Source organism: Pseudomonas sp. MWU16-30317 (assembly GCF_020515695.1).
Lineage (GTDB): Bacteria > Pseudomonadota > Gammaproteobacteria > Pseudomonadales > Pseudomonadaceae > Aquipseudomonas.
In genome coordinates this window covers 128,673-148,351 of record NZ_JAIWJA010000006.1, presented here as the reverse complement: position 1 = coordinate 148,351, position 19,679 = coordinate 128,673, and the positions used below count along the sequence as shown (strand labels likewise).

The 19,679-nt window shown below is 64.2% G+C and carries 15 protein-coding genes; 6 read left to right on the top strand and 9 right to left on the bottom strand.

Annotated elements, in window-relative coordinates:
* Positions 1–372: 372 nt before the first annotated feature.
* A complete protein-coding gene (gene ilvD / locus LIX93_RS18230) occupies positions 373–2,214 on the top strand; it encodes a dihydroxy-acid dehydratase (RefSeq protein WP_226505450.1) in 1,842 nt (613 codons plus the stop codon).
* Between the two features lie 177 nt (positions 2,215–2,391).
* Positions 2,392–3,783: an L-cystine transporter gene (locus LIX93_RS18225; RefSeq protein ID WP_226505449.1), complete on the top strand. Its 1,392-nt coding sequence runs from the start codon at positions 2,392–2,394 to the stop codon at positions 3,781–3,783.
* 141 nt (positions 3,784–3,924) lie between these two features.
* Here LIX93_RS18225 and LIX93_RS18220 read toward each other — a convergent pair whose 3' ends face one another.
* A complete protein-coding gene (locus LIX93_RS18220) occupies positions 3,925–4,437 on the bottom strand; it encodes a dihydrofolate reductase (protein WP_226505448.1) in 513 nt (170 codons plus the stop codon).
* A 72-nt stretch (positions 4,438–4,509) separates the two neighbouring features.
* Between LIX93_RS18220 and LIX93_RS18215 the strand changes: the two genes are divergently transcribed.
* The gene (locus LIX93_RS18215; protein WP_226505655.1) at positions 4,510–5,901 is read left to right on the top strand and encodes a DUF2868 domain-containing protein; all 1,392 of its coding nucleotides are present in this window, start codon (positions 4,510–4,512) and stop codon (positions 5,899–5,901) included.
* Positions 5,894–7,267 (top strand): DUF3482 domain-containing protein, encoded by a 1,374-nt coding sequence (locus tag LIX93_RS18210; protein WP_226505447.1) that lies wholly within the window; start codon positions 5,894–5,896, stop codon positions 7,265–7,267. Before LIX93_RS18215 ends, LIX93_RS18210 begins: the two co-directional genes overlap by 8 nt.
* Positions 7,268–7,343: 76 nt before the next feature.
* Here LIX93_RS18210 and LIX93_RS18205 read toward each other — a convergent pair whose 3' ends face one another.
* From LIX93_RS18205 to LIX93_RS18180, 6 genes are all read right to left on the bottom strand, one after another.
* The gene (locus LIX93_RS18205; RefSeq protein WP_226505446.1) at positions 7,344–8,744 is read right to left on the bottom strand and encodes an efflux transporter outer membrane subunit; all 1,401 of its coding nucleotides are present in this window, start codon (positions 8,742–8,744) and stop codon (positions 7,344–7,346) included.
* The gene (locus LIX93_RS18200) at positions 8,741–9,733 is read right to left on the bottom strand and encodes a hypothetical protein (RefSeq protein ID WP_226505445.1); all 993 of its coding nucleotides are present in this window, start codon (positions 9,731–9,733) and stop codon (positions 8,741–8,743) included. The genes LIX93_RS18205 and LIX93_RS18200 overlap by 4 nt, the downstream gene beginning before the upstream one ends.
* Entirely contained in the window at positions 9,726–11,876 is a 2,151-nt protein-coding gene (locus LIX93_RS18195; protein ID WP_226505444.1) for a peptidase domain-containing ABC transporter, read from the bottom strand. Before LIX93_RS18195 ends, LIX93_RS18200 begins: the two co-directional genes overlap by 8 nt.
* Positions 11,873–13,147, bottom strand: a complete 1,275-nt coding sequence (locus tag LIX93_RS18190; RefSeq protein ID WP_226505443.1) for an HlyD family efflux transporter periplasmic adaptor subunit — start codon at positions 13,145–13,147, stop codon at positions 11,873–11,875. The genes LIX93_RS18195 and LIX93_RS18190 overlap by 4 nt, the downstream gene beginning before the upstream one ends.
* 83 nt (positions 13,148–13,230) lie before the next feature.
* Positions 13,231–13,389, bottom strand: coding sequence for a hypothetical protein (locus LIX93_RS18185; protein ID WP_226505442.1), 159 nt, complete (start codon positions 13,387–13,389; stop codon positions 13,231–13,233).
* A gap of 313 nt (positions 13,390–13,702) precedes the next feature.
* Positions 13,703–16,096: a heavy metal translocating P-type ATPase gene (locus tag LIX93_RS18180; protein ID WP_226505441.1), complete on the bottom strand. Its 2,394-nt coding sequence runs from the start codon at positions 16,094–16,096 to the stop codon at positions 13,703–13,705.
* 88 nt (positions 16,097–16,184) lie between these two features.
* Between LIX93_RS18180 and cadR the strand changes: the two genes are divergently transcribed.
* The gene (cadR, locus tag LIX93_RS18175; protein WP_226505440.1) at positions 16,185–16,634 is read left to right on the top strand and encodes a Cd(II)/Pb(II)-responsive transcriptional regulator; all 450 of its coding nucleotides are present in this window, start codon (positions 16,185–16,187) and stop codon (positions 16,632–16,634) included.
* Between the two features lie 64 nt (positions 16,635–16,698).
* On the opposite strand, the gene LIX93_RS18170 is transcribed toward cadR, so the two are convergent.
* Entirely contained in the window at positions 16,699–17,670 is a 972-nt protein-coding gene (locus tag LIX93_RS18170; protein WP_226505439.1) for a thymidylate synthase, read from the bottom strand.
* A gap of 48 nt (positions 17,671–17,718) precedes the next feature.
* A complete protein-coding gene (gene lgt, locus LIX93_RS18165) occupies positions 17,719–18,531 on the bottom strand; it encodes a prolipoprotein diacylglyceryl transferase (protein ID WP_226505438.1) in 813 nt (270 codons plus the stop codon).
* Positions 18,532–18,832: 301 nt separating this feature from the next.
* Between lgt and LIX93_RS18160 the strand changes: the two genes are divergently transcribed.
* Positions 18,833–19,594 (top strand): NRDE family protein, encoded by a 762-nt coding sequence (locus tag LIX93_RS18160; RefSeq protein WP_226505437.1) that lies wholly within the window; start codon positions 18,833–18,835, stop codon positions 19,592–19,594.
* Positions 19,595–19,679 lie beyond the last annotated feature (85 nt).

The following is a 19,679-nucleotide window of genomic DNA, read 5'->3' as shown; positions in this document are numbered from 1 at the left end:
TGGGCGAACTAAAACTGGGAAGGTCCATGGGTGCTGTTGGCTCTTGAACCGCACATGCGGCGGCGGAATATTAGGGGAGATAGCGGGCATCACCAACCGCAAAGGTATTGCGCGATGTGTTGGCGAATGTACCTGCCAATCGGGAGCTGCCATGAGAGACGGCGACGGGAGCGTTCCTTCCCGCGGCCAGCGGTGTAGAATCGAGCTATTCATCGCCAATCATCCCCCGGCGGGTTTATGAGCTCTGGCCGAGCACGCGGCGATCCCGCAGTGTCACCGGCCTCATCCGGATCGTGGCCATCTGCCAGGCGATCAAGGACCAAGAGAAGCTCACTCCCTTGTTCATACCTGATTAGCCGACCGGAGTGCCCCATGCCTGACTATCGTTCCAAGACCTCCACCCACGGCCGCAACATGGCCGGCGCCCGTGCCCTGTGGCGCGCTACCGGAATGAAGGACGACGATTTCAAAAAACCGATCATCGCCATCGCCAACTCGTTTACCCAGTTCGTGCCCGGCCACGTGCACCTTAAGGACCTCGGCCAACTGGTGGCTCGCGAGATCGAACGCGCCGGCGGTGTGGCCAAGGAATTCAACACCATCGCGGTCGACGACGGCATCGCCATGGGCCATGACGGCATGCTCTATTCGCTGCCGAGCCGCGAGATCATCGCCGATTCCGTCGAATACATGGTCAACGCCCACTGCGCCGACGCCATTGTGTGCATCTCCAACTGCGACAAGATCACCCCCGGCATGCTGATGGCCGCTCTGCGCCTGAACGTCCCGGTGATCTTCGTCTCCGGCGGCCCGATGGAAGCCGGCAAGACCAAGCTTGCCAGCCACGGCCTGGACCTGGTCGACGCCATGGTCATCGCCGCCGACTCCACCGCCTCCGACGAAAAAGTCGCCGAGTACGAGCGCAGTGCGTGCCCGACCTGCGGTTCGTGCTCCGGCATGTTCACCGCCAACTCGATGAACTGCCTGGTCGAAGCGCTGGGCCTGGCACTGCCGGGCAACGGCTCGACGCTGGCCACCCACAGCGACCGCGAACAGCTGTTCCTGCAGGCCGGCCGTACCATCGTCGAGCTGTGCAAGCGTTACTACACCGAAAACGACGAATCGGTGCTGCCGCGCAATATCGCCAACTTCAAGGCGTTCGAGAACGCCATGACGCTGGACATCGCCATGGGCGGCTCGACCAACACCATCCTGCACTTGCTCGCTGCCGCCCAGGAAGCCGAGATCGACTTCGACCTGCGCGACATCGACCGTCTGTCCCGCGGCGTGCCGCAACTGTGCAAGGTGGCGCCGAACATCCAGAAGTACCACATGGAAGACGTGCACCGCGCCGGCGGGATCTTCTCGATCCTCGGCTCGCTGGCCCGTGGCGGCCTGCTGCACACCGACCTGCCGACCGTGCACAGCCGCAGCATGGAAGAAGCCATCGCCAAATGGGACATCACCCAGACCGACGATGAAGCCGTGCACCACTTCTTCAAGGCTGGCCCGGCAGGCATCCCGACCCAGACGGCGTTCAGCCAGTCGACCCGCTGGGACACCCTGGACGACGACCGTGAAAACGGCTGCATCCGCAGCGTCGAGCACGCCTATTCGCAAGAAGGCGGCCTGGCCGTGCTGTACGGCAACATCGCGCTGGATGGCTGCGTGGTCAAAACCGCGGGCGTCGACGAGTCGATCCACGTATTCGAAGGCAACGCCAAGATCTTCGAAAGCCAGGACAGCGCCGTGCGCGGCATTCTGGCCGACGAAGTGAAGGCCGGTGACATCGTCATCATTCGCTACGAAGGCCCGAAAGGCGGCCCGGGCATGCAGGAAATGCTTTACCCAACGTCGTACCTGAAGTCCAAGGGCCTGGGCAAAGCCTGCGCCTTGCTGACCGACGGACGTTTCTCGGGCGGGACCTCGGGCCTGTCCATCGGCCATGCCTCGCCGGAAGCCGCAGCGGGCGGTGCCATCGGCCTGGTGCAGGACGGCGACAAGGTGCTGATCGACATCCCGAATCGTTCGATCAACCTGTTGATCAGCGACGAAGAACTGGCCGCGCGCCGGGTCGAGCAGGACAAAAAGGGCTGGAAGCCGGTGGAGAAGCGTCCGCGCAAAGTCACCACCGCCCTCAAGGCCTATGCCCTGCTGGCTACCAGCGCCGACAAGGGTGCAGTACGCAACAAGGCGATGCTTGACGGTTTGTAAGCGCTGAAGGTGTGGAAAATGCCCCGCAGGTCGGGGCATTTTCATGTCTGGGGGTTGGTGTTGGGTATCTTCGTGGCACCGCCAAATCCGATTCCTGACCCCGCTCCCCGACTCTGTTAGCATTTCCCGCTAGCCAGAGCGCCCGCAGAGGCGCTTGACCATCCCCTTGGAGCCATCATGAATCTGCCCTTGTTCTTCAACCTGCTGGTATTCGCAGCCCTGCTGCTGGGCCTGCTGCAAACCCGCCGCACCGATTGGAGCCTGGCCAAAAAGGTCCTGGTGGCGCTGATTCTCGGCGTGGTGTTCGGTGGCGCGCTGCATGCTATCTACGGCGACAACAGCCCTGTACTGAAAAGCACCATCGGCTGGCTCGATCTGGTGGGCAATGGCTACGTACAGCTGCTGCAAATGATCGTCATGCCGCTGATCTTCGCGTCCATTCTCAGCGCCGTGGCGCGCCTGCATAACGCCTCGTCTCTGGGCAAGATCAGCTTTCTGACCATCGGCACGCTGTTGTTCACTACCCTGATCGCAGCGCTGATCGGTGTGGGGCTGACCAACCTGTTCGGCCTGACCGCCGAGGGCCTCGTGGCCGGCACCCAGGAAGTGGCGCGCATGCAGGCGCTGCAGAACAACTACGTCGACAAGGTCGCCGAAATCAACGTGCCGCAGTTGCTGCTGTCGTTCATTCCGCAGAACCCGGTGGCCGATCTGGCCCGCGCCAAGCCGACGTCCATCATCAGCGTGGTGATCTTTGCCGCCTTCCTCGGCGTCGCCGCCTTGCAACTGCTCAAGGACGACGCCGAAAAAGGCAATCGCGCGCTGGCGGCCATCGACGTGCTGCAGGCCTGGGTCATGCGCCTGGTACGCCTGGTCATGAAACTGACCCCCTACGGCGTGCTGGCCCTGATGACCAAGGTGGTAGCCGGCTCGAACCTGCAGGACATCATCAAACTGGGCAGCTTCGTGGTGGTGTCCTACATCGGCCTGGCGCTGATGTTCGGCGTGCACGGCCTGTTGCTGGCGCTGGCCGGCGTCAATCCGCTGCGGTTTTTCCGCAAGGTCTGGCCGGTGCTGACGTTCGCCTTCACCAGCCGCTCGAGTGCCGCGACCATCCCGCTGAGCATCGAGGCGCAAACGCTGCGTTTGGGTATTCCGTCATCGATCGCCAGTTTCGCCGCTTCGTTTGGTGCGACCATCGGCCAGAACGGTTGCGCGGGCCTTTACCCGGCGATGCTGGCGGTCATGGTTGCGCCGACGGTGGGCATCAATCCGCTGGATCCGCTGTGGATCGTGACGCTGGTGGGCATCGTCACCCTGAGTTCGGCGGGCGTGGCAGGTGTTGGCGGCGGTGCGACCTTCGCGGCGCTGATCGTGCTGCCGGCGATGGGCCTGCCGGTGACCCTGGTGGCGCTGCTGATTTCGATCGAGCCGTTGATCGACATGGGCCGTACAGCGTTGAACGTCAGTGGCTCGATGACCGCCGGGACCCTCACCAGCCAGATCCTCAAGCAGACGGATCAGGCGGTAATGCAGGCCGATGAGCATGCACGGTTGGCGCAGGGGTGACGTTCAGTTTTCAGTGAAAGTGGGGGGCAGGGCCGGCCTCTTCGCGGGCAAGCCCTGCTCCCGAACTGCAAGCAGACCCTGAGTCGTACACCTGCGGGAGCACCGCTTGCTGGCGAAGAGGCCCTAGAGTCGGCCCCGGAATCAAACCCGCTCCCACACCTCAAAGTCGTACGCCGGCTTGTCGTCGACAGCCGGATTTTCGACAGTCGACACCCGCTTCCACTGCGCCTCATCGAACGCCGGAAACCAGGCATCGCCTTCAGGCGTCAGCGCCACGCGGGTCAGGTACAAGCGATCAGCGCGGGCCATGCCTGATTCATACAGCTGCGCGCCCCCAATCAGCATCACCTCGTCGCTGCCCTGCTCCAGTGCCCAGGCCTCGGCACGCACGATAGCGGCATCCAGCGTCGGATAAACCTCGGCACCTTCGAGCTGCAGATCGGTCTGACGACTGACCACCAGATTCAAGCGTCCGGGCAACGGCCGCCCCAGCGAATCCCAGGTCTTGCGGCCCATGATGATCGGCTTGCCGAGGGTGGTGGCCTTGAAGTATTTGAAATCCCCCGGCAGATGCCAGGGCATGCGGTTGTCGATGCCGATCACGCGGTTCTGCGCGAGCGCGGCGATCAGGCTGAGAGGGAGAGATGTTTTCATGGCGGCGAGCATAGCAGAGCCAGGACGCCGGATCAGCTCGGCTGGGGTATGCTCTTGGCAGATCGAACAGTACTGGAACCTTGCGTGACCCAACCCTCCCTGCTGGAAACATCCTGGCTCACCGAAGCCATCCGTCTGCGCGAAGAGCAGGCCGGCCCCCTTGAAGACCTCGAAGCCAACCGCCTGGCCCGCCATGGCGGCGGCTCGCTGGCCACCCGCATCGAGCACCGCGCTACTCGCTTGGCTCAACGTGACGGCGTCGACACGGCCCTGCGCCATTGGCAACAAGGCGCACGGCTGGCCCTGATCGCCCTGGCGGTGATGGCTCTGCTCAGCGGCTCCGGCCTGGCCTTTACCGCTCTGGGCGATGGCCTGCGCCCGGTCAACGTGTTCTGGGCCCTGGGCAGCCTGCTCGGCCTGAACGTGCTGTTGCTGCTGAGCTGGGTGCTGGGCTTGCTGCTCAGCGGCGAGCATGGCGCCAGCCTGGGCCGCCTGTGGCTGTGGCTCAGCGACAAACTCGCCCGCGATGCCAAGGCCGCGCACCTGGGCCCGGCGCTGGTGCTATTGCTGCAGCGCCATCGCCTCAATCGCTGGCTGCTGGGCACATTGATCCACGGCCTGTGGCTGCTGGCCATGCTCAGCGCTCTGGTCATCGCCCTGTTGCTGCTGGCGACGCGGCGCTACGGTTTCGTCTGGGAAACCACCCTGTTGAGTGCCGATACCTTCGTGGCCCTGACCCAGGCGGTGGGCACGCTGCCCGGGCTGCTGGGCTTCAACGTTCCTGATACCGACATGATCCGCGCCAGCGGCGATGCAGCGGTCAATCTGGAAGCCACCCGACAAGCCTGGGCCGCCTGGCTAGTGGGCGTGTTGGTGGTCTACGGCGTGTTGCCGCGCCTGCTGCTGTGGGGGCTGTGCCTATGGCGTTGGCGGCGCGGCTGCAGCCAGTTGCGCGTCGACCTCGACCTGCCCGGTTACGCACGACTGCGCGAGGTATTGATGCCCAGCAGTGAACGCCTGGGGATCAGCGACGCCGCGCCTGCCGTCTGGCCCGAGGCTAAAGCGCCCAGCGGACAAGTCGGCAACCAAGGCGCACTGGTCGTGGCGATCGAGCTCGACGATCAACATCCCTGGCCGCCGGTATTGCCCGCTACGGTGCAGGACGCCGGCATCCTCGACAGCCGTGAATCGCGTCAACACCTGCTCGATCAATTGACCCGCTTCCCACCTGCGCGCCTGTTGATTGCCTGCGACCCGCGCCGCTCGCCAGATCGCGGCAGCCTGGCACTGGTGGCCGAGCTGGCGCGTTGCGCCGCAGCCACACGCGTCTGGCTGCTGCCCGCACCAATGGCGCAAACACTCGACCCCGAACGCCTGGATGATTGGCACGTCGCCCTGAATGCGCTGCACCTTCCCCACAGCCCACAACCACCACTGGCCTGGCTGGAGCACGGCGATGACTGATCGAGCACCAAGACCCCTGCGCCTCGCCGTGGTCGGCCACACCAACGTCGGCAAGACCTCGCTGCTGCGCACCCTCACCCGCGATGTCGGCTTCGGCGAAGTCTCCCATCGCCCCAGCACCACCCGCCATGTCGAGGGCGCACGCCTGTCGGTGGACGGCGAAGCGCTGCTGGAGCTGTACGATACGCCGGGGCTGGAAGATGCCATCGCCCTGCTCGACTACCTCGAACGCCTCGACCGCCCAGGCGAACGCCTGGATGGCCCCGCGCGCACCGAGCGCTTTTTGCAAGGCAGCGAGGCGCGCCAGCGATTCGAGCAAGAAGCCAAGGTGTTGCGCCAGTTGCTGGCCTCGGACGCCGGCCTGTACGTGATCGACGCCCGCGAGCCGGTGCTGGCCAAATACCGCGACGAATTACAGGTGCTGGCAGGCTGCGGCAAGCCGCTGTTGCCGGTGCTCAATTTCGTCAGCGCGGCGGACCATCGCGAAGCCGATTGGCGCGAGGCCTTGGCCCGCCTTGGCTTGCACGCGTTGGTGCGTTTCGACAGTGTGGCGCCACCGGAAGACGGCGAGCGGCGTTTGTATGAAAGCCTGGCGCTGCTGCTGGAGCACTCGCGCCCGGCCCTGCAACGGCTGATCGACGATCAGCAGGCACAACGCGTGGCCCGGCAGGCCAGTGCCACGCGCTTGATCGCCGAACTGCTGATCGACTGCGCCGCCTGCCGACGCAGTGCCACCCAGGAGCAAGGCCCGGCGGCCATCGAGGCGCTGCGTCAGGCCGTGCGCCAACGTGAACAACGCTGCGTGGCGCAGTTGCTGGCGCTGTATGCCTTCAGGCTGGACGACGCCACCAGCGCTGATTTGCCGTTGACCGACGGACGCTGGGGCGACGATTTGTTCAACCCGCAAACCCTCAAGCGACTGGGGATCCAACTGGGCAGCGGTGTTGCGGCCGGGGCAGCCGCCGGGGCGGGCATCGATCTGCTGGTGGGTGGCCTGACGCTGGGCCTGGCAACCATCGCCGGCGCGGTGGCAGGCGGCGCGCTGCAAACCATGCGCGGTTATGGCACACGACTGATGGGCAAGCTCAAGGGGCAGCGCGAACTGACCGTGGACGACAACGTGTTGCGCTTGCTCGCCCTGCGTCAGCAGCAGCTTCTGGCTGTGCTGACGCGTCGCGGCCATGCGGCCCTCGAACGTATCGAAGTGAGCCTGCCCGCCGAACAGACGCAGTGGCGTGAGGGTAAATTGCCGGAATCGTTGAACAAGGCTCGGGCGCATCCGCAATGGTCGTCGCTCAATCCTCGGGCTCGGCTCAGTGATGGGGAGCGGTTGGAGGCGCTGGAGACTCTGCTGCAGCATTTGTAGTCAGTGTGGTCTGCTTCGCCGCCGTGCGGGCTTGCGCGTTCGGCGATGAAGAGGCTCGCGCTTGAAACCAGCCCCCTTATATCGCTGACCACCCACCGCCCAGCGCCTTGTACAGCGACACCGCATTGGTCAACCCTGCCAGCCGCGTGCGAACCAACCCCTGCTGCGCGGCGCTCAGGCTGCGTTGCGCATCCAGCACCTCCAGATAACTGTCCAACCCCTCCTCGTACAGCAGGGTCGCCAACTCTACGCGCCGCGCTTCATTGGCGACTCGCAGCCGCTGGGTTGCCAGTTCGCGCTGCAACGGCCCCCGCGCCCCCAGCGCATCCGCCACCTCGCGGAACGCCTGCTGAATCGCGCGCTCATACTGCGACACGGCGATATCCCGCTGCGCCCGGGCCAAGGCCAGATTGGACTCGCGCCGCCCCAGATCGAACAGTGGCACCGTCACCTCCGGTGAAAACGACCACGCCCGCGCGCCACCGCGAAACAACCGATTGAGTTGCGGGCTGCTGAAACCCAGCACGCCGGTCAGCGAGATCCGCGGCAGATAGGCCGCCCGTGCCACACCGATGTTGGCATTGAAGGACTTGAGCCGGGCTTCGGCGGCGCGGATATCAGGGCGGCGCGTCAGCAGCGTCGACGTCAGCCCGGCGGCGACCGGCGCTACCGGCTGGTCCACCTCGAGCGCCGCCACTTGCAATCGCGATGCTTGCAAATCGGTGCCCGTCAGCAGCTCCAGGCGATTGAGCGCCAGCTCGTAGCCACGCTCGGCGCTCGCCTGCTCGGCTGCCAGGCCCAACACCAGCGAGCGCGCCTGACGCACTTCCAGTTCGCTGGCCAGGCCCTGCCCGTGGCGTTTTTCGATGAGTTGCAACGAACGCTCGCCAGCGCTGAGCAGATCGCCGTGCTGCGTCTGCAGGCCGAGGTAGGTCAGAGCCTCGTAATAGGTAGCCGCGACCTCACCCACCAAGCTGATCTGCACCGCCCGGGCATTCTCCTCGCTGGCCAGCAATTGCTGGCCGGCACTGTCGCGCAAGGCCTGCACGCGCCCCCACAGGTCGACCTCGTAGGCCGTAATGCCCACGCCCAGGCGAAAGCGCCCCTGCTCGCCGATCACCCGCTCACCGGTGGGTGAATCCAGTGCCGACAGCTGCTGACGCTGGGTCGCCCCCTGAACACCCAAGGTGGGGAACAGATCGGCACGCGCCACGCCAAACACCGCCCGCGCTTCGTCGATACGCTGCACGGCGATGCGCAGATCCCGATTGTGCTCCAGCGCCTGACCGATCAGCTCGCGCAACTGTGGGTCATTGAATACCTGCTCCCACGCGGGCAAGGGCGTGACGGCCTGTTCGACAGCCTGATCGCGCCACTGGGCAGGCACCGGCGCCGCTGGGCGCACATAGGTCGGGATAAACGAACAGGCACTCAGGGCCATACATGCCAGCAAACCCGCAGCGCCCCAGCCGCTCACCGCAACGCCCCTGGCTGGGCCACTGCGGGCCGCCGCTTGGCCGTCGACCGCTGCCGGTGATAGAACGCCTCGAGCCTGGGCAGGTAGAACCATTGCTCCGGCGCGGCCGCCAAAAAGCGATCCAGCGCGGCCATCCACTGCGCTTGCATGGCGGGCAGCGGCGCCGCCGCTATCCGCTCCAGCACTTGTACCCGGCCTTTGCCGCCCAACTGCGCCTGATGGCCAATGAGCAAGGCGTCACAGCCCAGTTTCGCGGCCAGAAACAGCGGCCCTTTGACAAACTGCGCCGGGCGATGGAACAGGTGCCCCGGCAGCGGCTCGCCGAAACGCAGCGCCCCCAGACTCACCGGCAGGTCGCAGAACACCACCACGCTGTCGCCACGCTTCAACGCCCGCGCCATGCTCAGCGCCGTGCCCGGATCGGCGACATCCAGCACGTCGACCCAGTGCCCCAGCCCTTCAAGCTGCTGCAGGGAATGACGGGTAAAGGGGTCGGAGAAATTCCAGATCGGGATGACGAAACGGGTCGGCCGCACCTGCCGCGCCATCAGGCTGGCGACCGCCATCCAGTACTCCCCCGTGTGGGTCAGCAGATAGAGCGTGGGCCGCTCGACCTCTGCCAAACGCTGCGGATCGACCCACGGGATGTCGGCAATCCAGGCACGCAGGTCGAAAGGCCGCTGGCGCGGATAGAGCTGCTCGTGCAGGGCGCGCTGCCATTGCAATACGCCAAAGCGGCAACTGAGCTTCTTGGCCAAGGTCGATTCATACCCGAGCGCGGTCAGGTTCTGCCGACACAAGCTGTAGTCACGCCCTCGACACCCGGACGGCAAGCGCCTCAGCACCTTCGGCAAGCCGATAAACAGGCGGCCCATGGGCACGACGCGCGACATCAGTGCGAGCCCCTTGATCAGCCACTGACCCAGCCGCGCCTTGCAGATCATGCACAGCATCCAATAGCGCACTCGCGTGCTGCTTCGATCAGTCATCCAAACCTCCAGCCGGCATCGGCAGCAAGCGCCCCTGGCGCATCTGCAGGACCACATCGCAGGCCTGGGCGACGTGTCGATCATGGGTGACCACCACACAGAGCATCGACAGCAGCCCGAGGGTGGCGATGATCACGTCCCGGGCCTCGGCATCCAGATGGGAAGTGGGCTCGTCGAGCAGCAGCACTTGCGGGCGTCGGTACAGCGCGCGGGCGATCAACAGCCGTTGCTTCTGCCCGGTCGACAACTGCACGCCGGTCGGCCCCAGCAAGGTGTTAAAGCCATTGGCCAGCCCCTGCACCGCAGCCAGCAGGCCCGCCTGCTCGATGCACGTCTGCAGCCAGATGCCATCACCGCGCTCGGCATCCAGAGTGATGTTGTCCATCACGCTGCCGGCAATGATCTCGTCGTGGGCGGTCACGTAAGCGAGGTTTTGCCGATAGCGCTGCAAGCCGAACCGTTGCAGCTCGACGCCGTTGACCTCGAACTGCCCGGCCTCGAGCCGATAGAATCCCGCCAGCACCTTGAGCAGGGTGCTCTTGCCGCAGCCCGACGGCCCGAAGATCGCCACCTTGCTGCCCGCCGTCAAACGCAGATCGACGTCCATGAACACCGGCCGCTCGAAGCTGCTGTAGCGAAACAGGCCGCCCCGCACCTGCAGCGACAGCAACGGGGCGTGCTGCTCGTCGGCGCGGGCGAGGTAGGTCTCGGTTTCAGCCCATTCGGCCGGCTCGTCGATGATGTCTTCGACGCGGCGCAGTTCCACCTGCACCAGGCGCAGGCTGGCATAGCGATCCAGCAGGTTGAGCATGCAGCCCATGAACATGTCCTTGTAGAGCACGAAGGCAAACAGATCGCCGATGCTGTTGTTGCCCTGCAATACCGCAAAGGCCCCCAGGGCGCTGACCAGCAGGGAATGCCCATGGGACAGCCCTTCATGCACCACCCCATTCATCGATTGCAGGCGTTGCACCTTGGCGCGGGCCACTTCGGTGTCGACGTGCTGATTGCTCCAGCGCGCCAGTTTGGCGGCCTCGTAGTGGTAGAGCTTCATCGACTCAATGGCGTTGACGGTGCCAAGCAGGCTGACGTTGCGGGCGGTTTCGGCCTCGATGGCGACCTTGTGGGTGCGCTCCATGATCGGCAGGGTCAACAGCCGAAAGCCGAAGAACAGCAGGCACAACACCAGTGACAGGCCCGCCAGGGGCAGGTTGATCAGCGCCATCAGGCACAGGAAGGCGAGGCCGAATACCGCGTCGATGGTCATGTCCATCCAGCCTGCGGTGAACTGCGTGTAGGCACGATCGGTGGCTTGTGTGCGCCGTAGAATATCCCCCGGCGCGCGGCGCTCGAACCAACCGACCGGCAAGCGCAGCAACCAGGCCATCACGCCGATGCCCAGGTCCTGGCTCAATGCAATGCGCAATTGTGCGTCGAGCCAGGTGCGCAGCCAGGCGGCGATGGTCTTGAACAGGAAGATGGCGCCGAACACGTAGAGGATCAGGTAGAGGAAGTCCTCGTCGTTCTTGGCGACGACCTCATCGATGGTCAAGGAAAACAGCTTGGGCGCGGCAATGGCCCCCAGGTACATGACGATGGCCAGCAACCCCATGGGGATCAGGTAGCGCAGCAGCCAGGGATTGCGCGACAGCACCTGGGTGAAGCTCAGGGCCTGGCGCGCCGGCATACTGCGCTGGAGGGTAAAGTGCAGGCCCGGTACCAGCTCAAGGGCCACGCCACTGAACAACGGCAGCGCCTCCTCCCAGGTGTAAAAGCGCCGACCCAGTGCCGGGTCGATGATGCGCAGGCCGCGGCGCTCGACCGCTTCCAGCACCACGAAGTGCATCTTGTTCCAGAACAGAATGGACGGCGTACGCACCTGGCGCAGGCCGTCGAGCATGACCTTCAGCGGCCGGCAGGCGAACCCCAGGGTTTCGCTGACCTTGATGATCTGAAACAGCGACATGCCATCGCGGGCGACGCTGCAGCGGTGGCGCATCTGGCGCAGACTGAGGACATGACCGTGATACCCGGCGATCATGGCGATGGCCGCCATGCCGCATTCGGACATCTCGTCCTGAAGGATCACCGGTACGGATTTGCCCAAGGCGCGGCGGACGCGGCTCAGCGTTGCATCGATCATGTCGCCTGCCCCGCAGCATTCGGCATCAGCGCCGGGAGATAGTCGGGGTTACGCTGGCTGCCTTTGAGTACGGGCAGGAACAGCCACTCCATGAGGCTTAGCGATTCGAGACGCAACGAGCCGCGCAGGGTCATGCCGTCCTTGAGCCAGTGTTCACGAATGCGCGTGCGGGGATCGCTGAAATCCAGCGCCACTTCCACCAGATACACTGCGCCCTCCGTCGGTGTGTCGGCCGAAGCGCCCAGCGGCACATCGCGGTAAGTGCTCGCGGTACTGCGGACGATGCGGCCCTTGACCACGCCATAACGCTCATAGGGATAGGCGTCGATGCGCACGATCACCGGCGTGCCAGGGCTGGCGAAACCGATGCTGGAGGGGCTGACATCAAGCATCACGGTGGGCATCGCCCGCTCGGGCTGGTCGATGCGCAGCAACAGCATCGGTTGACCGGCCTGGGCCCGACCGCCGGCGAATACCGAGACCCCATCGACCACGCCATCTACCGGTGACAGCAATACATACTGCTGGTGCTTGCGCAGGGTTTCGCGGCGTTCGAGCAGTTCGTGACGCTGGCGGGCGATGTCGCTGAGGCGCAAGGTCAACTGATGTTCGGCGTCGCTGCCGCGCTGCTGCAATTCGAGCAGCCGCTGGCGCGCCGCCGCTCGCCCCTGTTGGTTGCTGGCGAGATTCTGCTGAGCGGTTTCGTGGCGCACGATGGCCTCGTTGAGGGCCGCTTCGGACACCGCACCCTCGCGGGCCAGACGCTCATGGCGCTGCTGCAGACCGGCGGCGATGGCGACGCGGCGCTGGATCGATTGTTCGATCCGGGCGTTGAGATCCAGATCGGCCTGTAACTGGTCGATCTGCAGGCTCAAGGATTCACGCTGCGTGCGGTACACGTCGTGTGCCTGGGCTTCATCGCTGTGAGTGTCGGCGAGCAGGCTGTCCAGTCGCTCGGCACTTTGGGTGGCAGTGGTCTGGCCACTGCCATCACTGAAATTTTCTGGCTCCTGAGGGCGAATCCTCAGCAGCGGCTGGTCCTTGCGCACCGATTGCCCGGCCACCACCAGCACTTCCTGTACGTGAGCGTTGCCTTCACTGGCGATGCGCACCACATCGCGGGTCAGTACCCGGCCCTGTACTTCTTCCTTGCGGGCATACTCGCCGGCGACCAACAACGCGACCAGCATGAAAAAAAACAGGCAGATCAACCAGCCGAACACCAAGGTCCGAACGGGCGCCCGCAGAGCAACCTTTCCGAGTTCCAACATCGCGTCATACCTTCATGCAGCCCGCAGAGGGGAGCGGCGCCACTCCCCCCTTTACATCCTTGAGCCCTTGCAGGCCGCAGGCATCAGCTTACTTTGGCAACCACGGCAGCAATCACCGGAATGGCCGCATCGATCACCCCGCCGATGTCGGCGAAAATACCGGCACCGCGTACTTCGTGAGTGTCTTCGAGCGTCATTTCCTGGGGAGCGTTGGCGATTTCCAGCTGGGCTTGTGTAGACATGGCGATACCTCGATTTATTGTTATTGATAGGAATTGCCGCCGAGACGGCAGACGCGTTCGAGCAGTGCTCCGAACAGCAAGGCTCGACAACGCCGCCCTTGGGCAAGCCGGATGAACTCGCTCAGTGGCGGGGGTGATTATCTCGATCGGGGTGGGAGGGGAATAGCGGGCAAGTCTGACAGGGGCGTAGGGGAAGTCTGAGAAGGTCGGCCTAACAGTAGGAACGTTCCTACAGCGCGGTTATTTTCGGGGGCAAGCCCCCTCACTACAGGGTTGGTAATTGTAGCGAGGGGGCTGGCCCCCGAAATTATAACTACCGCCGCAGCAGGCGCAGCCCGTTGAATACCACCAGCAAGCTGACCCCCATGTCGGCGAACACGGCCATCCACAACGTGGCCATGCCGGCGAAAGTGATCACCAGGAACACTGCCTTGATCACCAGCGCCAGCACGATGTTCTGCACCAGCACGCTGCGGGTCTGGCGCGAGAGGCGGATAAACGCCGGAATCTTGCGCAGATCGTCGTCCATCAGCGCGACATCCGCAGTTTCGATGGCGGTATCCGTACCGGCTGCCGCCATGGCGAACCCGATGTCGGCGCGCGCCAGGGCGGGGGCATCGTTGATGCCGTCACCGACCATGCCGACCTGGCGACCTTCGCCGCTCAAACTCTCGATGACCTGCAGCTTGTCCTCGGGCAGCAGGTCGCCACGGGCCTCGTCAATGCCGACCTCGCGGGCGATCGCGGCGGCAGTGTGGCTATTGTCGCCAGTGAGCATCAGGGTCTTGATACCCAAGGCGTGCAACTGCTCGATGGCTTCGCGGCTGCTGTCCTTGACGGTATCGGCCACGGCGAACAGCACCAACGGCCGCTGGCTGTCACACAGCACAATAACGCTTTTGCCTTGACGCTCCAGCACGTCCAGCTTGGCCTCCAGCTCGGTCGAACACAGGCCGAGGTCTTCCACCAAACGGTGGTTGCCCAGATGATACAGCTGGCCGTTGACCTCGCCTTTCACGCCACGCCCCGGCAATGCCGTGAACGTTTGCACGTCCAGCCATTGCGCCGATTGGCTCTGCGCCTCGCGGGCGATGGCCAGCGACACCGGGTGGTCCGAACGCCGCGCCAGGCTGGCAGCGATCAGGGGCGCATCGGCGACAGCAGAAACCAGCAGTTGCATGTCGGTCTGCACCGGTTTGCCGTGGGTCAGCGTGCCGGTCTTGTCCAGCGCCAGCACTTGCAGGCGATGACCGCCTTCGAGGTAGACCCCGCCCTTTACGAGGATGCCCTTGCGCGCCGCGGCGGCCAGGCCGCTGACGATGGTCACCGGGGTGGAGATCACCAGCGCGCAGGGGCAGGCCACGACCAGCAATACCAGCGCCCGGTACAGCCAGTCGAACCAGGGCGCGGCCATCAACAGCGGCGGCACCACCGCCACCAGCACCGCCAGAATGAACACCGCCGGGGTGTAGATGCGCGAGAAACTGTCGACGAAACGTTGCGTGGGCGCCTTGGCGCCCTGAGCCTGCTCGACCGCATGAATGATGCGCGCCAAGGTGGAATCGCCAGCTGCAGCGGTGACTTCATACTCCAGCGAGCCGGCCTGGTTGATGGTGCCGGCGAACAGTTTGTCGCCGGTGGTCTTTTCCACCGGCAGGCTTTCGCCGGTAATAGGCGACTGGTCGACGCTCGATTGCCCGGTGCGCACGGTGCCATCGAGGGCGATGCGCTCGCCGGGCTTGACCCGCACCAGCGCACCCAAGGCGATCGCGCTGGCCGGTTGGTCCAGCCACGCGCCATCGGCCTGCTGCACGGTGGCGGTCTCTGGCGTCAACTGCATCAGCCCGCCAATGGCGTTGCGGGCCCGGTCCAGCGACTTGGCCTCGATCAACTCGGCCACGGTGAACAGGAACATCACCATCGCCGCTTCCGGCCATTGCCCGATCAATACCGCGCCGGTGACCGCGATGCTCATCAAGGCATTGATATTGAGGTTGAAGTTCTTGAGCGCAATCCAGCCCTTTTTATAGGTGCTCAGACCACCGCTGAAGATCGCCACCAGTGCAACAATAGCAATGACCCAGGTGGGCGCTGCCCCCGAGAAATGCAGCACTTCGGCGCCAAACGCCGCGACGCCGGACAACGCCAACGGCCACCACGGCTTGTTGGCGGGCGGCAGCGTTTCCACGGGTTTGCCTTGCGCGTCGACGCTCAGCGGCTCGGCACTCATGCCCAGCGAGGCGATCGCCTGGATGATGGGCTCGGTGCTGCCCAGCGTATGGCGAACGCCAAGCACGCGGTTGATCAGGTTGAAATCCAGCTGTTCGATACCGTCGAGCTTGCCCAGACGGTTATGGATCAGGGTTTGCTCGGTCGGGCAGTCCATCTCGGCGATGCGGAACTGGCTGAGCTGGGCGTCGGGGCTGGTGGCGTCGCTGAGCTGGACCTGCGCGGGAGCCGGGGCGTGATCGTGGCCATGGCCATGAGTGCTGCAATCATGGCCAGCGTGGCTGGCATGGCTGGCATGGCTGGCATGGCTGGCATGGCCAGCCTCGCGCACGACGGGCTTGAGGGATACGAACGGCGCAGTTTTTTGCTCGCAGCAGGAAGCTGCAGGCGCCGAGGCGTGCTCATTATGGTCATGAGAATGCTCGTGCTCGTGCTCGTGCTCGTGCTCGTTAGGATGGTCGCTGTGCTGACGGCTCATGGGTCCGGTCTCTGAAATGCTTGTTGCCAAGTGAACACCCTGTAGCGACTATAGGGTCAAGAGACTTTTGCAGATCGAGGGACATGAGATGAAAATCGGCGAACTGGCCAAGGCCACCGACTGCCCGGTAGAAACCATCCGCTATTACGAACGCGAAGGCCTGTTGCCCGAGCCCGCCCGCAGCGACGGCAACTATCGGGTATACACCCAGGCCCACGTCGAGCGCCTGACGTTCATCCGCAACTGCCGCATCCTCGACATGACCCTCGAGGAAATCCGCAGCCTGCTCAACTTGCGCGACAGCCCTCAAGACCGCTGCGAAAGCGTCAACCACCTGATCGACGACCACATCCAGCACGTCAGCGCCCGCATCGAAGGCCTCATGGCCCTGCAACAGCAGCTTGTGGAGCTACGCCAGCGCTGCGGCAGCGAGGCTGATCACGACCCATGCGGCATCCTCCAGCGCCTGGAAGTGACCGGCGCGGTCACCGTGCCGGAGGCAGAGCATTCACATGTGGGACGCAGTCACGGGCATTGAGAGCGGCCCGTGAAGTCAGTCTCAGTGGAGGTTCTGTGTAGCCCGGAAAAATCCTTACCAGGAACTAAACCGCCATCGGCGCCGTCATCGGCGGGTGGTGCTCATACCCTTCCAGCGAAAAATCGCTCGGCTCGATCAGCTCCAGCCACTCCGGCTGGTACAGGCCGGTCTTGGCGAATTCCGGGACGCGATCGGAGATCACCAACCTGGGCGCTGGCAGGGGTTCGCGGTCGAGTTGCTCGGTGAGCATGCTCAGGTGGTTTTCATAGACGTGCGCATCGCCGATGAAATAGGTGAACCAGCGCGGTGTGTAACCGGTCAGGCGGCCGATCAGCGACAGCAACGCCGCGCCTTCGGTGAGGTTGAATGGCGTGCCCAGGCCCAGGTCGTTGGAGCGGATGTACAGGGTCAGGGAGATTTCCCGCGTCTCGGCATTGGGGTGGAACTGATACAGCAGATGACACGGCGGCAACGCCATCTCGTCCAGCTGCGCGCAGTTCCAGCCGTGGAACAGGATACGCCGGCTGCCCGGATCCTTGATGATGGTATCGACGCACTGGCGAATCTGATCGATGGCCTTGTACAGCACCACGTAGGCCTCACCGTCTTCCTCGGCCTGGGCCAACTGCGTGTAGCCCTGGCCGAGCGCCAATTCGATGGCCGCCGGATTGCTCAGCGCAATACGCTTGTAGGCCGGCCACTGGCGCCATTGCACGCCGTAGATTTCACCCAGGTCGTCGGCGCCCTTGCGGAACGGGTTGTCGAGCCACTGCTGGTTCTCGTTGGCATTCTGGTCCCAGACCTTGCAACCCAAGGCGCGGAACTCGGCGGCGTTGTTGACCCCGCGCAAAAAGCCGACCATCTCGCCGATGGCCGACTTGAACGCCAGCTTGCGCGTGGTGATTGCCGGAAAGCCTTCCTGCAGGTCGAAACGCAGCATGGCGCCCGGCAGGCTGATGGTCTTCACCCCGGTACGGTTGGACTGAAGGGAGCCACGCTTGATGACGTCGGCGACCAGATCGAGATATTGCTTCATGACTTACCTGCATCGATGCCGGCAGGGCCGAACCCTGCCTGACGAGTATTAAAGTGCGGCGCTCTGCTCTGCCGGCTTGCGGTGATAGGCCAGCCAGATCAGCGCCAGGCCACCGATGATCATCGGTACACACAAGACCTGCCCCATGGTGACCCAGCCCCAGGCCAGATAGCCCAGCTGCGCGTCCGGCACCCGCACGAATTCCACCAAAAAGCGGAAGATGCCATAGAACAGCGCGAACATGCCGGACACGGCCATGGTCGGGCGCGGCTTGCGCGAATAAAGCCAAAGGATAGCGAACAACGCCACGCCTTCCAGTGCGAACTGATACAGCTGGGACGGGTGGCGCGGCAATTGCGCCGGATCGCTGAACGGCGGGAACACCATGGCCCACGGCAGATCGGTCGGCTTGCCCCACAGCTCGGCATTGATGAAGTTGCCGATACGTCCGGCGCCCAGGCCGATCGGCACCATCGGCGCAATAAAGTCCATCAGTTGGAAGAACGACTTGCCATTGCGCTTGCCGAACCACCAGGTCGCGATCATTACGCCCAGCAAGCCGCCGTGGAACGCCATGCCGCCTTTCCAGACTTCGAAAATCAGCAATGGATTGGCCAGGTAGACGTCCAGATCGTAGAACAAGACGTAGCCCAGCCTGCCGCCGACTATCACGCCCATGGCCACCCAGAAGATCATGTCCGAGAGTTTTTCTTTGGTCCAGGTCGGGTCGAAGCGCTGCATGCGGCTCAGCGCCAGCAGCCATGCGCCGCCGATGCCGATCAGGTACATCAGACCGTACCAGTGGATTTTCAGGGGACCGATCGCCAGGGCGACGGGATCGATCTGCGGATAAGCCAGCATTGCGACTCCTCGATAAAGCTGTGGGTTCAAGGCCGCGCCAACTGGGGCTGCGCCTTGATAAAACGGGAACTATGCCCGGAGGGTCGAGGCACTGACCACCCGGAAATGATGAAATTTTGTGACACGGACGCCGAGGCCCGTGACAGAGGCCTGAACGCGCCGACTAACCAGGCCTGCGGCCATGCGCTGTCGAATCAGGACCGGCATGGTAGCGGAAACAGCCCCTGCGGCTCCAGCCAATGAGGATGGATAGTGCTGGGCGGCGTGGGTACAGTAGCGACAAAGACAAGGAAACCCGCCCATGTGCCTGATCGTTTTCGCCTGGCGCCCCGAGCACGACGTGCCGCTGCTGCTGGCGGCCAACCGGGATGAATTCTATGCCCGCCCGACCCTGCCGCTGGCCGCCTGGGAGGATGCGCCGCACGTGCTTGCCGGGCGCGATCTGGAGGCGGGTGGTACCTGGCTGGGCCTCGGACCCGGCGGACGTTTTGCGGCGCTGACCAATATCCGTGATCCTGATCAACCGACGGGGCACCGTTCGCGGGGTGACCTGGTTGCGCGGTTTCTGACCAGCGGAATCGATCTGGATGACTATTTGCGCGAGGTTCGTGGTCGTTCGGCGGAGTACGCCGGGTTCAATCTGCTATTGGGCACGGTAACGCCCGGGCAGTTGCCGCGCCTGATGTATTTCAATGCGCGCGAAGGCGAGCCGGTTGCGCTTGCGGCTGGGGTGTATGGGTTGTCGAATGCCGCGCTGAATTCGCCTTGGCCCAAGCTGATCAAGGCTCGTGAGGCCTTGGCCGTTGAATTGGATGATGCCATGGAGGACAAATTACTTGGCGTGCTCAACGATCCGGAACCGGCCACCGATGCCGATTTGCCAGACACCGGCGTGGGGCTGGCGACGGAAAGGCTGCTGTCGAGCGTGTTTATTGCCAGCCCGAGCTATGGCACGCGGGCCAGTACGCTGGTGAAACTGCGGGCGGATGGCGGACGGCGGATTGTCGAGCGCAGTTATGGGCCCTATGGCGGGCATCTGGGCGAGGTGGCCCTGGAGGATTGAGGCGTCCTCCAAGGACTCTCGCGGGCAAGCCTTGCTCCCACAGTACGACTCACCACTGTGGGAGCAAAGCTTGCTCGCGAAGAGG

Excerpts from the sequence above, each read along its gene's own strand:
- LIX93_RS18190 (WP_226505443.1), bottom strand. The coding sequence starts at position 13,147 with ATGTTGGAACTCGGAAAGGTTGCTCTGCGGGCGCCCGTTCGGACCTTG.
- LIX93_RS18220 (WP_226505448.1), bottom strand. The coding sequence starts at position 4,437 with ATGAAAACATCTCTCCCTCTCAGCCTGATCGCCGCGCTCGCGCAGAAC.
- LIX93_RS18160 (WP_226505437.1), top strand. The coding sequence starts at position 18,833 with ATGTGCCTGATCGTTTTCGCCTGGCGCCCCGAGCACGACGTGCCGCTG.
- LIX93_RS18210 (WP_226505447.1), top strand. The coding sequence starts at position 5,894 with ATGACTGATCGAGCACCAAGACCCCTGCGCCTCGCCGTGGTCGGCCAC.
- cadR (WP_226505440.1), top strand. The coding sequence starts at position 16,185 with ATGAAAATCGGCGAACTGGCCAAGGCCACCGACTGCCCGGTAGAAACC.
- lgt (WP_226505438.1), bottom strand. The coding sequence starts at position 18,531 with ATGCTGGCTTATCCGCAGATCGATCCCGTCGCCCTGGCGATCGGTCCC.
- LIX93_RS18195 (WP_226505444.1), bottom strand. The coding sequence starts at position 11,876 with ATGATCGATGCAACGCTGAGCCGCGTCCGCCGCGCCTTGGGCAAATCC.
- LIX93_RS18200 (WP_226505445.1), bottom strand. The coding sequence starts at position 9,733 with ATGACTGATCGAAGCAGCACGCGAGTGCGCTATTGGATGCTGTGCATG.
- LIX93_RS18185 (WP_226505442.1), bottom strand. The coding sequence starts at position 13,389 with ATGTCTACACAAGCCCAGCTGGAAATCGCCAACGCTCCCCAGGAAATG.
- LIX93_RS18170 (WP_226505439.1), bottom strand. The coding sequence starts at position 17,670 with ATGAAGCAATATCTCGATCTGGTCGCCGACGTCATCAAGCGTGGCTCC.
- ilvD (WP_226505450.1), top strand. The coding sequence starts at position 373 with ATGCCTGACTATCGTTCCAAGACCTCCACCCACGGCCGCAACATGGCC.
- LIX93_RS18225 (WP_226505449.1), top strand. The coding sequence starts at position 2,392 with ATGAATCTGCCCTTGTTCTTCAACCTGCTGGTATTCGCAGCCCTGCTG.
- LIX93_RS18180 (WP_226505441.1), bottom strand. The coding sequence starts at position 16,096 with ATGAGCCGTCAGCACAGCGACCATCCTAACGAGCACGAGCACGAGCAC.